The organism is Chitinophaga sp. 9-1-y (assembly GCF_059511905.2).
This window is the reverse complement of the sequence record NZ_CM197955.1, coordinates 3,847,588-3,862,738: the sequence shown is the minus strand read 5'-3', so window position 1 is coordinate 3,862,738 and position 15,151 is coordinate 3,847,588. Positions and strand designations below refer to the sequence as shown.

Genomic DNA, 15,151 nt, shown 5'->3' with positions numbered 1-15,151 from the left:
GATGGCGCTATGCGAGCTGTTTGAGCATCATCATTGGCACATTATAATTGTGGGAGACAAGTACCATACCATTTGCCCGGATATGCTGCTGTCTGCTGTGGTGGCTATGTTTATATATTTATGATATGTGTTTTTATGAGGAGAATGTTCGGATACGGACACCTTTGTTCGATTTTAGGTATTATTGGTGTTATTATCAGCTTCGTTAAAGTGCCTCATTTTTAGTTGTTGATAGCGCGTTCTGCCAATAGGTAATACATCTCCGTTTTTCAAAATGAGCTCATATTTTCCGCCAGCATTTACGATTAGTTGCCGTACCTGCGGAATGGCTACAATATACGATTTATGAATACGCTCAAACATAGGCGGGAGAAGTTGCTCCAGTTTTTCTAAAGATTTATCATGTAATACGGTGCCCGTATCGTGCAAATGAATCTCGGTATAAATACCGGCGCCTTTGATGTAACAAATATTTTGTACGTCAATGAGCGATATGGCGCCTGCTTTTTTTATAGCCACGTATTGCATCCCATTTTTAGCCTCCGCACTCGCAGCACTGATGCGCGTAAATGCCTGCGATAAGCGGGTTTCATCAAATGGTTTCGGTACAAAGTCGAGCACACCATAAGCAAAAGCATGAATAGCCTTTTCCGTATAGGCAGATATAATAATGGTATGAAATGATTTTGATACGACGGTAGTTAATATAGTGAATCCATCTTCTCCATTTAAGTTCAAATCCAGCAATAGTACATCAATAGGATGCTGTTCCAAATACAACAAGCCTTCCGCTATTGATTCACATTTGTCAATGGATACCAGTAGCTCACCAAAGAATTCACGCGTCATACGTTCTATCCTTTTGGCTATTCTTGCTTCATCTTCTATAATCAATATTCTCATGCGTGATTAAATATTTTAATAATAGTTTCCCAACCATCGGGCTTTTCAGCAGAGGAGAATTCCCAGTTATCACCATAGCTTTCCGTGAGCCTCGCTTTTATATATTGAAACCCTGTACCTGTTTTCGTTTTATGTGTAGGTACCCGGTTCTTGGCGATCGTAGTTAATGTGTATTGTTTATACCGCTCGTTGCGCTCAAATGATAACCGGAAATACACGGTATCATGGCGGAGAGGAACACTGTAGGTAATACCATTCTCCAGCGCGGTATGGATAATGGCCGGTGGAATCGAATCAGAAGGGTCTATATGCGCTTCCACCCAATCATATTTTATTTCTTTCCGGAATTGCATAATGGTAAGATGTGTTTTGCACAGGGCAATTTCTTTTTCGATCGGGATCAGCGTGGCCTCTGAAATCTCGTTAAGTAAATCAAATTCATCGGAAAGCGCCTGTATAAATACAATGCCTTGTTTGGGGGATTCTTCTATCCAGTCAATTAAAGAGGTAAGTGTATTTTTGATAAAGTGTGGCTGGATATTTTTCTTAATCAGCTCCATCTTCAACCGTGCTGAAAGTATTAAGGAAGACCGGTATTCATTTTCTGCTGCTTTGGCTTTTACCGTAAGCAAATACAACATGCACAATACAATAATGCAAAAGCTGCAATATAAGCTGATGTCAAAGTAAAGAAAATAGCTGATGACAGCACTTATCAGCAAACCCGCCAACACGACGATCCCCGATTTTTGTTTTTGATATACGGCTACTGCCGCAATATAAGTGGCAGTGAACCACATCGTCGCACTAAAGCGATATGCCGTAATATCATAATTATGGAAATTGAAAATGTAAATGAGTACCAATGCTATCAACAATAGGCCAAGCAGATAGCCCTTTCTTTTATAGTTAAACTGGATGGAAAAGTAATAGGGTACGAGGAAGGATATGATAAACGTAAGTACACCAATGGTTTCCAATCTAACGTAAAAATGGGAATAAGGGATATCGATATAGAATTTTATATATTCTGCCATTTGTAAACAGAAAAACAATAAACAGGTAAGGCTGAAAAGCAGTATGGAACGATCTCTTCGCCGGCTGTTCACGAACATAAAGCAATAATATACGGCGGCCAGTAAAAACATACCCGCCGCTATATTCATGAGCGAAGTACCCACAATAGACTGCGTTAATAGCTGAGTATAGGGAGCTACCGTAAGTTTTACCAACCGTTTGTCTTCACTCAGGTAGGCCTGCGACTTCCGGACGGCAACCACATGTTTACCTTCGCCTGCCAGATGGGAAGGGATTAAGTAGTGCGTGGTTTCCGTACCTGGTATTTCTTTCATGGAAGAGGTTTGTACCTGCCCATTGCTGCCTATTTTTTCACCGTCCCAATAAACATCGAAAGCCCCGAAGGTATTTATTTGTAGCCCCAGTACTGTTGTGGTAGACGGTAATGGCGGCATTTCGAGTGGTATGCGTTGCCAGTATATTTTATCGTCTGTATCCCCCTGGTCCGGCTGCCAGGCCGTATCAACGTAGCTTTTTAGCGCCCAGGTGGTGTCATCCCCAATTTTAAAGACAGGGTTGCCGATGTCTGCTGGTAAGCCCGGCTTACAGGAGGCAAATGAGATAAGTACGATAACGGTAAGGAATAGACGGTACATATCGTAAAGATAGTAGTAATAATAATGATTAAAGTGTAGTTCAGAAGGCTATTGTGCAGTTGGCAAGGTTGTAAGGGAAATAATTCCAATAGTGCGGTAATCTTGTAACAGAAATCTAAGACGCATGAGAACATTACTATTATCCCTACTATTAGTCGGCTGCTGGGTACTGCCACAGTCCGTTTTTTCACAAGTTCACCCCGGTGTTATTTCAGGTAAAATATATGATCAGGGCACTAAAAAGCCGCTGCCTTATGTGACTGTCACGGTAAAAGACAGTACGGCAAAGCCGTTAAATGGCGGTGTAAGTGACGAAAAAGGAATGTTTAAAGTGGAAGGCATTGCCACAGGCAACTATACAATTGAGTTTTCCTACCTCGGCTATCAATTTCTAAAGAAAACCACTTCCGTATCCCTGCATCATTTGAAAGCAGATATAGGCGCCATTTATTTGCAGGAAGATACCCGGATGTTGAAAGAAACAGTAGTAACCGGAGAAAAGGCCAGCGTAAGTTTGAAGCTGGATAAAAAAGTTTTTGAAGTAGGAAAGGATATTCTCTCGCAAAGTGGCGCTATTACTGATATTCTGAACAATGTACCTTCGGTGGCGGTGAGCCCAACGGGTACTATTAGCCTACGGGGTAGCAGCAACGTATTTGTACTCATCAATGGCCGTAGATCCGGGCTCACGCAAAGCAATGCCCTGGAGCAAATACCGGCCGACCAGGTAGAACGGATCGAGATCATCACCAATCCCGCTGCACAATACGACGCTGCTGGTGCTGCAGGTATCATTAATATCATTTTAAAGAAAAACAAAAAACTGGGCTTTACCGGGCAGGTTCGCCTGGCAGCAGGTTATCCTAATGACGCACGCATTGCCCCCAGTTTGAATTATAAATCCGAAAAGATCAACCTGTTCTCCACCTTTGGATTCAGAAATTCTGATTATGTGGGTAAGTACACCTCCACACAGGCAGCATCAAATACGCAGGTACAACAAGCGAAAGCGGAAAACAGGCATGACGACGGTAAGATGCTGTACCTGGGCGCTGATTATTTTGTGAATAGTCGCAATACCATTACCGTGGCCTTTTTGAAGAATGCCACGAAGGATCATGATAAAACAACCGGAAATATTGATATGCTTACCGGCAATGTGACAGATAGCAGTTTGGTAAGGAAAGGAGAGTCGTGGGAGCGTCGCGATTATAATCAACTGGAATTCAATTATACCAAAACGTTTAAACAGCCACGACGCAAGTTTAGTGTGGAAATGCAATACGATTTCTGGAATAGTGATAAAACCTGGCAATTATTTACGGATAATTATGTGCCTGTTCATACCACATTGCCCGCAATAGCTACAAATGCCATTAGCAAAAGTAAAGACTTTTTAATACAATCTGATTTTACCCAACCCCTGGGAGCCTTATCTACACTGGATGTTGGCGTGAAGGCAGAAAACAGGCGGGTGAGCAGTAAGTTTAAAGCAGAACAGGGAAGTGACGGGAAATGGACTATTATTGATAACATAGACAACGATTTGCAATACAGTGAACTGATTAGCAGCGCATATGCCCAATTCAGCAGCAAAGTGAAACACTTTTCTTATTTATTAGGTGTACGTGCCGAATTCACGAAGATTGATATCGCTGATCAAAAAAGCGTATATAGCCAGCAAAAGGATTATAACCGGCTGTTTCCCACCGTACACCTGAGTTACCAGTTTAAGGAAAGCGCCAATATGCAGTTGAGCTATAGTAAACGTATCAATCGCCCCTCTTTGTGGTTGTTGTATCCATTCAATGAGCTAACGGATTTTAACGTGCAGTCTATCGGGAACCCTGGCTTAAACCCTTCTTATGCGCATGTGGTTGAGTGGAGCTTCTTGCAACAATGGAAAAAAATAACCATCAATCCATCCTTGTATTTTCATCATACCAACGACCCTTTGCAGGACTATACCTATAGGAATGATAAAGGCGTAATGATCACGTTACCTATTAATATAACAAATGAACAACGCCGTGGATTTGAATTATCAGCTTCTTATCAGCCTATAAAGCCATTACAACTCAATGGGGAATTTAATATCTATTCTTTTACCCAGCATGGTACTTATGAGCTGCAAAATTATGATTTCTCCGGGCAGATGCTGACCGCCCGCATGAGTGCACAAGTAAAGGTGCTTAAACAGTTTGGCTTACAGATGCGCTATAACTTTACAGGAGCACAACAGACGGCACAAACACTTACAAAAGCTACCCACGCATTGGATGTGGGTATCAGCAAAAACTACTGGAAAAATAAAATTGCTGTGGTGGTAGATGGCACTAATATTTTGAACTCCCGTCAATATCGCACCTTTACAAAGGGCAGCAATTATACCTTTAATCAAATGAGTAATCCCAATGCCGCACGATACCGTGTGAGTATTTTGTACAAGTTCAATAATAAAGAAGGGCAACAGGTGCGGCAAGCCAAAACGGGGAACAGGAGCTAGGCTCATATAGCTGTATTGACGCCGGTAGTACGGGGATGACAGGTTGCCTGACTTCCCCGTACTTACCTTTTTTTATACAAACTCATTTTTCCGGGAATTTTTTTAACTTCACCGGTATAGTTATATAAACTCCTCGTTATGCCCGGCTTCCATTGCAAAAGAATTGTTTTGTTATTATTATTACTGTTGAAATCAGTACTGATTTTTTCTCAAACAACAAAAAACGCCACATCCCAGGATCCGCATGAAGTACTTTCTTTCTCGCCGCCTGAAGACGAGGGATTTTCCTCAAAAGGGTTAAGCGATATATTTACTTATGTGAAGGAGAAGAAAGTAAATATTCACAGCCTTTTAATTGTACGGAACAAGAAGATTATACTTGATGCCTATTTTTATCCCTTCCATTCAGATTTACGGCATGACATAGCATCTTGCACAAAATCCGTAACATCCCTGCTTATTGGCATCGCCATAGATAAGGGCTACATAAAGAATGAGGATCAATTGGTAGCGTCATTTTTCCCGGAGATTACGCCAACGGCGAAGGAATTTGCCACCTTATCCATTAAAGACCTGCTCACCATGAAGTCGGGCTTTGATTGCGGCTTCTCAAATGAAGATAGCCTGTTCCGTCAGTTGTTTCCAACAGATAATTGGCCGAAGTTTATCTTCAACATTCCTTTTGTCGCCAATCCCGGTCAGCAATTCTCTTATTGCAGTTGTAATTATTACCTGTTAGGGGAAATTATTTACCGGGCCACTAAATTAACCCCGGAAGATTTTGCCAGGAAATACCTTTTTAATGAGATGGGGATCAAGTCCGTTTATTGGTCGAAAAATAGCCATGGTATTAATTATGGTTGGGGCGACCTTGCCCTGCTGCCGCGGGATCTCGCTAAAATAGGCCAGCTATTGTTAGATGGAGGCAAGTGGAAAAACAAACCCATTGTTTCCGCAGCATGGTTGAAAAAAGCAGAATCAGTGAACACGGTATTTCCCAACGGAAATGGATACGGATATGGTTTTTGGATCGACAGAGATCATTCCGTTAATATGGAAGGCAGGGGCACACAAAAGGTGCATGCCGATTTCATACACAATGCCATCGTGATCATTACAGGAGGCGGACTAGAAGACGAGGAGAAGGAACGGATTGGAGATCTCATTGGTCAAGCGCTCCATCCCAATGAAAAATTGAAAAGTGCCCCCATCGCCTTTGGTAGCTTAAAAAAAGCAGAAGAACAAGCGTCTAAAACGGTGATCGATTCCCCCCGGTACATTTCCAATGCTACAGAAAAAGGAAAGTTGTTCAACAAGATGATCGTTTTCCCGGCCAACAGCTTAGCTATTGAAAGCGCCAAAATTGTAGAGAAGAAAGGAAATTTATCCCTGCTGTTAAAGCAATCCGGGAAACCAACTATCACCTATCCTTTGGGGGCGGGGGCTGCCTATAAATTTTATAAAGACGCCAAATCCGGCCACCTGTATGCGTTAAGAGGATATTGGACATCCACCGGGGAATTTGAAGTAGAGTTTAACCTGTTGTCAAAGATTAATAAATACCGGATCAACTTTAAAATGGGGGATAGAGGAACTGAGGTGTCGATTAAGGAAGGGACCCAGCACATCAATGATGCTTTTCCGGTATCCATAATGGATTGAAAAGGAAACGCTATTTCATAACCGTTGATTACCGTTATGAAATAGCGTTTGTACCTTTATCTAGCTATTCAGTAGGTTGTCTGCAAAATTTCTATTCTTTTTAAAAGGCCCAGGTTATCATGTTTTTATTTCCCGCCTGTTTTTGCTATTAGTGGCAGCATCATTGAGATTAATTATTTACATTAGTAATGTCGATTAAGCCTGGAATTTACGCTACACTTATCTGTCGTTAACTCTCCCTGAATACATACCCTGGTAACCCATTTTCAATTACCCACTTAAAAAAGCCATATGAAAACTTTTCTATCGTTAATGCTGGCAGTCCTTATTGTCAGTTTGATTTATGTATCTTGTAAAAAAAGCAACTCATCACAAGAGAAAGCCGTCTCACAGCAAGTGCTGGCTGATATCAAGGCGCTGGGATTTAGTACTAAAAATGTAATTGCTTTTAGAGAAGGTTATCTTGTAGAAGGAGATATTTATCTGAAAGAAGCAGATTTAAAGAAGAAGCCGGTTTCTTCCACTACTCTCCATATCGCCAGCACAGAACAATTCAGAACTTATAACCTGGTAACAGGTTTGCCAAGAGTGATTACTGTTTCCGTCAGCAACCTGGACCAGAATTATATTGATGCCACAGACCAGGCGATTGCCAGGTATAATGCGCTCAATTTGCGAATGACTTTTCAGCGTATTACCGGCACGGCAGATATTAATATCCAGGGCTTTTACCAGGGACCCAGCAATGGCTTTATTGTATTGGGAAGTTCTGGTTTCCCTGCTAATGGAAACCCTTTTAATAGTATTTTATTAAATACGCATCCCCAGGCATTGGGTACCTATCCCGATGTGGCAAAAACTACCGCCACCCTTCAGCATGAAATAGGACACTGCATAGGCTTCCGTCATTCGGATTATATGAACCGTGATTTCAGCTGCGTATACAATGATCCCGGCCCTCATCCGGAATCTGATCCGGATAATATCGGCGCAGTGAATATTCCGGGTACACCCAGTACGGCAGATCCAGACAGCTGGATGCTGGCTTGTGCAGGTGCTACTCCCCGTACCTTTAATTACTATGATAATATTGCCTTGCAGTATCTGTACGGCACGCCACTTTGTGTGGGAGAAGGCAGAAAAATAGTCAATGGAGTTTGTGAACAAGGCGTGAAACGGTGGACTGGCAGCGTCAAAGTAGGTACCCGTTATACTTGCTATTATAATTATGAATTTAGCGACGGATCCACTAGCGGTACCTATTCCATAAGTTCTAACTTTCCGTGTCCAAATCCACTGTGAGCAATAAATTCAGGGAGTCATTAGCGAAAAGCCGCCTCTTAATTTCAGTGGCGGCTTTTCGTTTGATGGCGTCAAAATGGATAAATTGTTTGAAGAAAACCAGGTAGATTTGCAGGGAACAATATCATAGCAAAGATGGATGCCAGGATAATATTACCAATAGCACCACTTCGAAAATACATTCGTTTCTTTTGGCTATTGGAAAATAACAGCACCGACTTTATTGAAAAGTTTAAAATAATTCCGGACGGAGCACCAGGCCTGGTTTTCCAGGAAAATCCCGCCGCAGTATACAAAGACAATCAAACACTACCGTCCTCCTTTTTATTCGGACAAGCGACCCAATACCTGGAGATGAGTGCCAGAGGGCATTTCCGGAATATTGGCGTCAGCTTTCAGCCCACTGCATTGCAACCTGTTTTTGGAATATCGGCGATGGAATTAACGCAGCGGCATATCGATCTCCATGATCTCCTTAAAACCAATATCAATCATCAACTCTTCGATGAGTCGTCACCGGACGCACGGATTGCCGCATTGGAACAGTTCTTCCTGCAGCAAACCGCTCTTTGTAAAACGGAAGATGATCCCGTGCGCTACGCCATTGCGCAATTTCAGCAAGGCGGCGCATTAAAACAGGTCCAGGCAGATTTACAAATATCTGAACGCTCCCTCGAACGCCTGTTTAAACACCATGTGGGCATCTCCCCTAAACTATATGCCAGGATATGCCGCTTTCAGGGTACGCTGAAAAAGCTGCGTAACACTCCCATCAACTCCCTGACAGAACTGGCTTACCTGGAGAATTATTTCGACCAATCTCATTTTATCAGGGACTTTAAATTTTTTGCAGGTACAACACCCGGCGCTTTCTTACAACACGCCAAAGAACGATTCCCTGATTTTCAACCTTAAAAATATGGGGCTGTCGGGTTTATACAATTTCTTAAAGAGAACCGTATCTATTTTTGGGGCATGAATAATTACCATGATGGAAACAAAAAAAGTAATACAACCCGATAACACCGCTTTAAGGACTGCCTTGTGGAGAGCGCTGCACGTGCAGGCAGATGCCGTGCCGCATGTACTGGAAGATGAAATAGGATGGAAATTAATTGCACCAGCAGACGATTGGCCCGAACGCCCGGATATGAAGTATACCAAACGGCTTCGGGCCTCTATTGTAGCCCGGTCCCGCTTTATCGAAGACCTGGCAAAAGAGGAAATTGCCAAAGGCATAAAACAGTATGTATTGCTGGGCGCCGGACTGGATACTTTTGCCCAGAGGAATAGAGATATCACTAAGCAGGTAGATATCTATGAAATTGACCAGCCCGATACATTGGCCTGGAAAGAAAAGAAGCTGATTGAAAACGGATACCCCATCCCGGCAAACCTGCATTTTGTACCCGTCAGCTTTGAAGTGTCTTCCTGGTGGGAGGAACTGTTGAACAAAGGCTTCGATGTACAACGGCAGGCAGTTGTTTCCTGTACAGGGGTTACGCTTTATCTTACCCGGGAAGCCATCGTGGATACCCTCCGCAAAATGATGTTGCTGGCGCCGGGATCTGTCATCGCCATCGCTTTTTACCTGCCAGTGGCATTATTGGAAGAAGAAGATCAGCCGCTGATGGAAATGTCCATTAAAGGCGCCGCTGCTGCAGGAACCCCCTTTGTAAGCTTCTTTACAGTAGCAGAAATAGTGGCGTTAGCGACAGCCGCAGGCTTAAAAAATATACAAACAATTTCCACAAAAGATATGACGGATAGATATTTCAGCGATAGAAGCGACGGTCTCCGACCCGCCAGTGGAGAGGTATTCCTGGTAGCCACTACATAACAGGGGGCGTTCAGGCATAGAAAAACAAAGAAGCTATCCGGTTGAGACACTAACATTGCTACTATCATTCAATAGCGGAGAAGCATATTAAATAAATTAAAAGCGTGATACACCCGGATGGAATGTATCACGCTTTTTAATTTGACGGTAACTAGTTAGCGTACCCCTGATTTTGTTGTAATACCGCCCCTGTATTCTGTGTGATTTCAGTGGTAGGTATTGGCCAGAGGTTATGATAGGTTTCGATCGACAAACCAGACTTTGGATTATATCTTTTATCACGGTCGTATAACAGTCCTAAGCGTGTGAGCGTTACAGCCCGGAATTCTTCCATATACAATTCCCGCAAACGTTCATCCAGCAGGTAATCCATATTGATATCTGCAACAGTGGCCGGTGTGGTTTGTGCCCTGTTCCGCAATACATTGATATCATCCGCTGCCAGTTGTTTTTGCCCTTTCCCGAGGTAGGCTTCTGCTCTCAGCAGGTAGGTTTCTGCCAGGCGGGCCATATATTTCGGGATAAACAAGCGGGAAGCGCCATTTAATAACAAGCCGCCAAAAGGATTATTGATATTGGAAAGTATTGCCGGACCAGCCGCTGACACAAAATCACCTGCTGATGGCGACATCTTCCGGATAACCGGATAGAAGTTGCGGATGGTATCCCTGTAATCAGCCGGTTGTACTTTGTTTTTATAGCCATCTTTTACATACCATTTGCCGTAATCCGGGGAGGTAGTGGGTACACCGGAAATCTGGATGTCTCTCACAATGTTGTAGGAAGAATTGCGGATATCACCAGGTGTCCATATCTCGTAGAAGAAGTGGGAAGTAGGGCGTATCCAACCAATGCCGTTGGAGGAAACACTGTCCACAAACTTGGCGTTGAACAGGATCGCCATTTTTGTTTTAGTAGTGGATTCCAGGATCCTTACCCCCGTTAAACTGGGTACTACGGCCCATGCGGTTTGATCGCCCACGGCGGCAGAGTTATTCAGCGCGGTTTGTATCACCAGCAGGCCTTCATGGTTACCGGTGCTATAGTTCTGATTATTGTACTCAAACAAGTCGCGGTAAGCATCGCCGGGTAAATTGGCCCTTCTGCCAAACCGGCTGGTCATCAATGATACACCAGGGTAGTTGATTACCTCCGATGAAATAGTAATAGCGCCATCATAATCTTTCAGGGAGATAAGTACTTCCGTGAGGACATGTTTAGCGATCTGTTTGTTGACTGTTCCATCAGGCACCTGGTTAATATCGGACAGTAGGCCGATGGCCTGTGTGAGGTCCTTTTTACATTGTTGGTATACCTCGTCCCTGCTGGCGCGTACGTAGTCGTAGCGCGGAGCCGACAACTCATTCAATTCAATAGGTACGCCACCAAACAGGTTAGCCAGTACGTTGTAAGAATACGCTCTGAAAAATAGTGCCTGACCCAGGAAATTCTTTTTGTCTGCGTCACTCAGCTGGGTGCTTTTATTGAGTTCAGCGATGATCAGGTTCGCATTGGTGATGATTTTGTAATAGGCGGTCCAGATACCCTGTGGAATGAAATAACTGGGTACCATAGTAGCTTTATACGCATTTAATTTGGCCGCCGGATCGTAGTCGGTACCGTTATAGGCAAAGTCGGTGGCATAGTATAACCCGAAGTAGGTATCCAGGTTCATATTACCCATGTAGATGTTCCGGAGACCGTTGTACAGGTTATTCGTAGCCTGTTGGTACTGTATAGCGGTTTGCAGTGAATTGTCCGGCGTATAGACAGACAGTGGTTCTTCGTCCAGGAAGCTTTTGCTGCAGGAAGATAACATGGTACCGATGCCAAGCAGATATATGAAGATGTTTTTTTTCATTTCTTACGTTTTACAGGTGAAGCATTAAAAGGTCACGTTTACGCCCAGTGAAAAGTTTTTCATCACCGGGTAGCCGTTCTGGTCCAGGCCAAGGCCTCCTGGTATTCTCAATCCCAGTGAAGACCGTTGATCGGAAGGAGGATTGGATTCGGGATCCCATCCGTCCCATTGGGTGATGGTGAGCAGGTTTTGTGCGTTCACGTATACGCTGGCTGCCTTTACTACTTTTAAGCGGCTTAACATGCCTTCTGGTAACATATAGGTGAGGGTAATATCCTGGAGACGGATAAAGCTGCGGGAGACATATGGCCCAAAGTTTTCACCCAGGGTAGCTACGTAGGCCGCAATGCTTCTGTATCGGGAATTTGGATTGTTAGGTGTCCAGTAGTCGTACACAAAGCCGTTGTTGTTCCGGATATTGTCCGGGTTCAGCAACATGATGCCTGGTGCGCCCAGGTAGCCGTTTTTACCTCCCTGTATGGTATTGATAAAGAATTTCAACTGGAATGCTTTGTACTGGAAGCTGTTGGAGATACCCAGGCTGTAGGAGGGATCCAGCTTACCCAGTATTTGTTTGTCTGCCGGGGTAATTTGTCCGTCGCCGTTTCTGTCTTCAATTTTATATTGACCCGCTTTGAAACCCTGTGCCGCAAGTGTGGCAGGCACCTGTTCCCCCAATTGGTACATACCGGTAATTTTGTAGTCGTATACTACGCCGTAAGGTTGACCGATAAAGTAGCTCAGAATGGGATCTCCGCCATTGATCAGGTCATTTTTGGTACCATCAATATCAAGTACTTTGTTCCGGTTCCGGAAGAAGTTAGCGGTTACTTCCCATTTGAAGTTTTTGTTGCTAACCGGTACCCCCGTGATGTTCAGCTCTTGTCCTCTGTTCTGGATTTTCCCGATATTGATCAGGAAGCTATTGAAGCCGGTGATAGTAGGAGTAGCCCTGGAGTTCAACAGGTTTTCTGAATTGGAGAAATATAAGTCCAGCGAACCAAAGAGCCGGTTGTTAAAAAAGGAGAAGTCCACGCCCGTGTTAAAGGAGTGGGTCGTTTCCCAGCGCAGGCCGGAATTAGGTAACTGGTTCAGGTAAGTACCCAGTTGCGCGCCGCCGGAGCTGCCAAACAGGTAGCCATTGGCCAGGCCAACGTTCATTTGGGCAAGGGTTTGATAGCGGCCCACTGTCCTGTTACCGGTAGAGCCGTAAGACACTCTTAATTTCAGGTCATCGAGGAAGCTGACAGACTTCAGGAATTTCTCTTCTTTCATACGCCAGGCGAAGGCAACAGAAGGGAAGGTTGCCCATTTATTGAGGGCAGAGAAGCCGGAAAATCCATCTCTTCTGACAGTTCCGGTGATGATGTATTTTTTGTCGAAAGAATAGGAGAGCCGGGCCATCTGGTAAAGCGCCTGTTCCTGCCAGGGGAGGATAGCCAGATCGTTTGATGAGGTAAGGCGTGCGGGGTCGCCTACATCCAGCCGGTTATAGGACAAAGAGCCATTGGTAATCCCACCTGCCGTGGTCCGGGTACCATCGTGTATGTTTTTTTCTGCACCATACAGTAAGGTCAGGTCTATCCCATGTTTTCCAAAATCTCTCTTATACGTCAGGATGTTATCCAGTGTCAGGAAATAATCCGTCATGTAGCTTTTATACGCGGTGGCTTCAACCGTAGGTGCATTATAGTTAAACCGGTTGGTGTAGATATAATTGTTGCCGAAGTTAACGCGGTAGTTGAGGCCCTTTACGTGTGGGATGTCCACGCTAACGAAGAAGTTGCCCAGGATGTTCAGGTTCCGGTCGAAGTCCCTGGATCTTTTCAATATTTCCAATGCAGTGGGCGTAGTGGTTTGCGCATAGAACTCCAGCATCTTACCTGTTTTGGGATCGAAAGGGAGGTTAAATGGCTTTAGCTGCATGATGTCAGAAAAAGTAGGAGAAACACCACTGTAATCATTGATAGATAAGCCAGTTTGCGCGCCTACTGTTATCCAGTCGGCGGGTTTGGCTTCTACATTAATTCTTATACTGTTTCTGCGATAGTTATCATTTTTAATCAGGTTGATCTGATCGAAATAGCCATAGCCGAGATAGAAGCGGATCTTTTTAGAGCGTCCGCTGAGGCCAATATTATGGTTTTGTATCCGGGGGCGGCTATTGGTCATCAGGTCCCACCAGTTGGCTTCATAGCCGGCTTTGTAGTTGTCGCCTTCAATGCCCGGCATTTTCGTAGTGGGGTCCCAGTTAGGATTCATTTTGGTTGGGTCGTTGGGATCCCGGCTTTCAGACAGGTACCAGTCGCCCAGTTTTTGTATGTATTGGGCGCCGGAAGCGGGGCGCATATCTTTCCGGGTCATGTCCTGTATAGAATAGGATCCGCTGTAATCAACGGTGAGTTTATCTACACCACCTGATCCACTTTTTGTAGTTACCAACACTACGCCGTTGGATGCCTGGGAGCCGTATACAGCAGCGGCGCTGGCGTCTTTCAACAGGTCGATGCTGGCGATGTCAGCAGGGTTGATGGAGGTGAGTGATCCTCTGTAGATAAGGCCGTCTACTACAATCAGGGGAGAGGTAGTCCCGGAAATAGAGTTCCGGCCGCGTACCATCAGGGTAGGGTCGCTACCGGCTTTGGTTACTTGTCCTACGGTGAGACCGGGAACGGTACCCCGCAGGGACGACATCACGTTGGCGTTGGGCGATTGTTTTTGTAGTTGCAGGTCGGCTTTGGCTACGGACCCGGTCACATCCTGTCTTTTTCTCGTACCATATCCGATCACCACCACGCTGCTCAGTTCACTGATATTAGATGATAATGCAAACGATAGCATACTATTATGTCCCGAAACAATCTTATATCCTGCAAAGGATTTTGCATCATAACCAATCATGCGCACGTTGAAGGCGTAGTTGCCTGTTGGTAAATTTTTAAACACAAATTTTCCGACGCTGTCAGAGATGGCAACATTCACACGTTTGCCATTAATGGATGCTTCCACGGTAGCACCGGGAAGTGGTGCTCCTCCCTGATCAGCCACTGTACCATTCACATTGCCGGTATTGTTCTGTGCGTATGACTGCACAAATGCGGTACAGAGAGTGAGTATGATCGCAATAGTTAGTTTCCCTGTTACTTTCATAAAATGATGTTTTGGTTGTTAGCTATGATGGGATAAAATGAGAGTAGATGGCAGGAGCATCTGCCTGAATTTTTTTCATTCGTGGTTTTTTTCATAATGTGTTTTTTAACGTGAATAGATGTTGGTTGATGCAAACGATTGCATTATACGGGCAAAAAAAAATAACTATGGTTTTAAGGTTGATAATTTATTTTTTTGGTGAAAGCTGCGGTTGTAAACATACCTCTCTACTGCACATAACATACAGGTACATC

General features: G+C 44.2%; 9 protein-coding genes. 5 read left to right on the top strand and 4 right to left on the bottom strand.

What is annotated here, in order from left to right; translation table 11 throughout:
* Positions 1-174 precede the first annotated feature (174 nt).
* Positions 175-903: a LytTR family transcriptional regulator DNA-binding domain-containing protein gene (locus AC5ZC7_RS15310; RefSeq protein ID WP_496158052.1), complete on the bottom strand. Its 729-nt coding sequence runs from the start codon at positions 901-903 to the stop codon at positions 175-177.
* On the bottom strand, positions 900-2,576 hold the full coding sequence (locus AC5ZC7_RS15305; RefSeq protein ID WP_496158053.1) for a histidine kinase: 1,677 nt from the start codon (positions 2,574-2,576) through the stop codon (positions 900-902). The genes AC5ZC7_RS15310 and AC5ZC7_RS15305 overlap by 4 nt, the downstream gene beginning before the upstream one ends.
* Before the next feature lie 124 nt (positions 2,577-2,700).
* Here AC5ZC7_RS15305 and AC5ZC7_RS15300 point away from each other — a divergent pair, with 124 nt between their 5' ends.
* The 5 genes from AC5ZC7_RS15300 (at position 2,701) to AC5ZC7_RS15280 (ending at position 9,886) form a co-directional block, all read left to right on the top strand.
* Positions 2,701-5,082 carry a TonB-dependent receptor domain-containing protein gene (locus AC5ZC7_RS15300; protein ID WP_496158054.1) on the top strand — a complete coding sequence of 794 codons (2,382 nt, stop codon included), beginning with the start codon at positions 2,701-2,703 and terminating at the stop codon, positions 5,080-5,082.
* A 168-nt stretch (positions 5,083-5,250) separates the two neighbouring features.
* Positions 5,251-6,744 (top strand): serine hydrolase, encoded by a 1,494-nt coding sequence (locus tag AC5ZC7_RS15295; RefSeq protein ID WP_496158055.1) that lies wholly within the window; start codon positions 5,251-5,253, stop codon positions 6,742-6,744.
* Between the two features lie 291 nt (positions 6,745-7,035).
* Positions 7,036-8,046, top strand: a complete 1,011-nt coding sequence (locus tag AC5ZC7_RS15290; RefSeq protein WP_496158056.1) for a M57 family metalloprotease — start codon at positions 7,036-7,038, stop codon at positions 8,044-8,046.
* A gap of 135 nt (positions 8,047-8,181) precedes the next feature.
* Positions 8,182-8,961, top strand: a complete 780-nt coding sequence (locus AC5ZC7_RS15285; RefSeq protein ID WP_496158057.1) for a DUF6597 domain-containing transcriptional factor — start codon at positions 8,182-8,184, stop codon at positions 8,959-8,961.
* A 73-nt stretch (positions 8,962-9,034) separates the two neighbouring features.
* Complete coding sequence (locus tag AC5ZC7_RS15280; protein ID WP_496158058.1) at positions 9,035-9,886, top strand: SAM-dependent methyltransferase; 852 nt, start codon at positions 9,035-9,037, stop codon at positions 9,884-9,886.
* 151 nt (positions 9,887-10,037) lie between these two features.
* On the opposite strand, the gene AC5ZC7_RS15275 is transcribed toward AC5ZC7_RS15280, so the two are convergent.
* A complete protein-coding gene (locus AC5ZC7_RS15275) occupies positions 10,038-11,747 on the bottom strand; it encodes a RagB/SusD family nutrient uptake outer membrane protein (RefSeq protein WP_496158059.1) in 1,710 nt (569 codons plus the stop codon).
* 24 nt (positions 11,748-11,771) lie between these two features.
* Complete coding sequence (locus tag AC5ZC7_RS15270; protein WP_496158060.1) at positions 11,772-14,897, bottom strand: SusC/RagA family TonB-linked outer membrane protein; 3,126 nt, start codon at positions 14,895-14,897, stop codon at positions 11,772-11,774.
* Between the last annotated feature and the right edge of the window lie 254 nt (positions 14,898-15,151).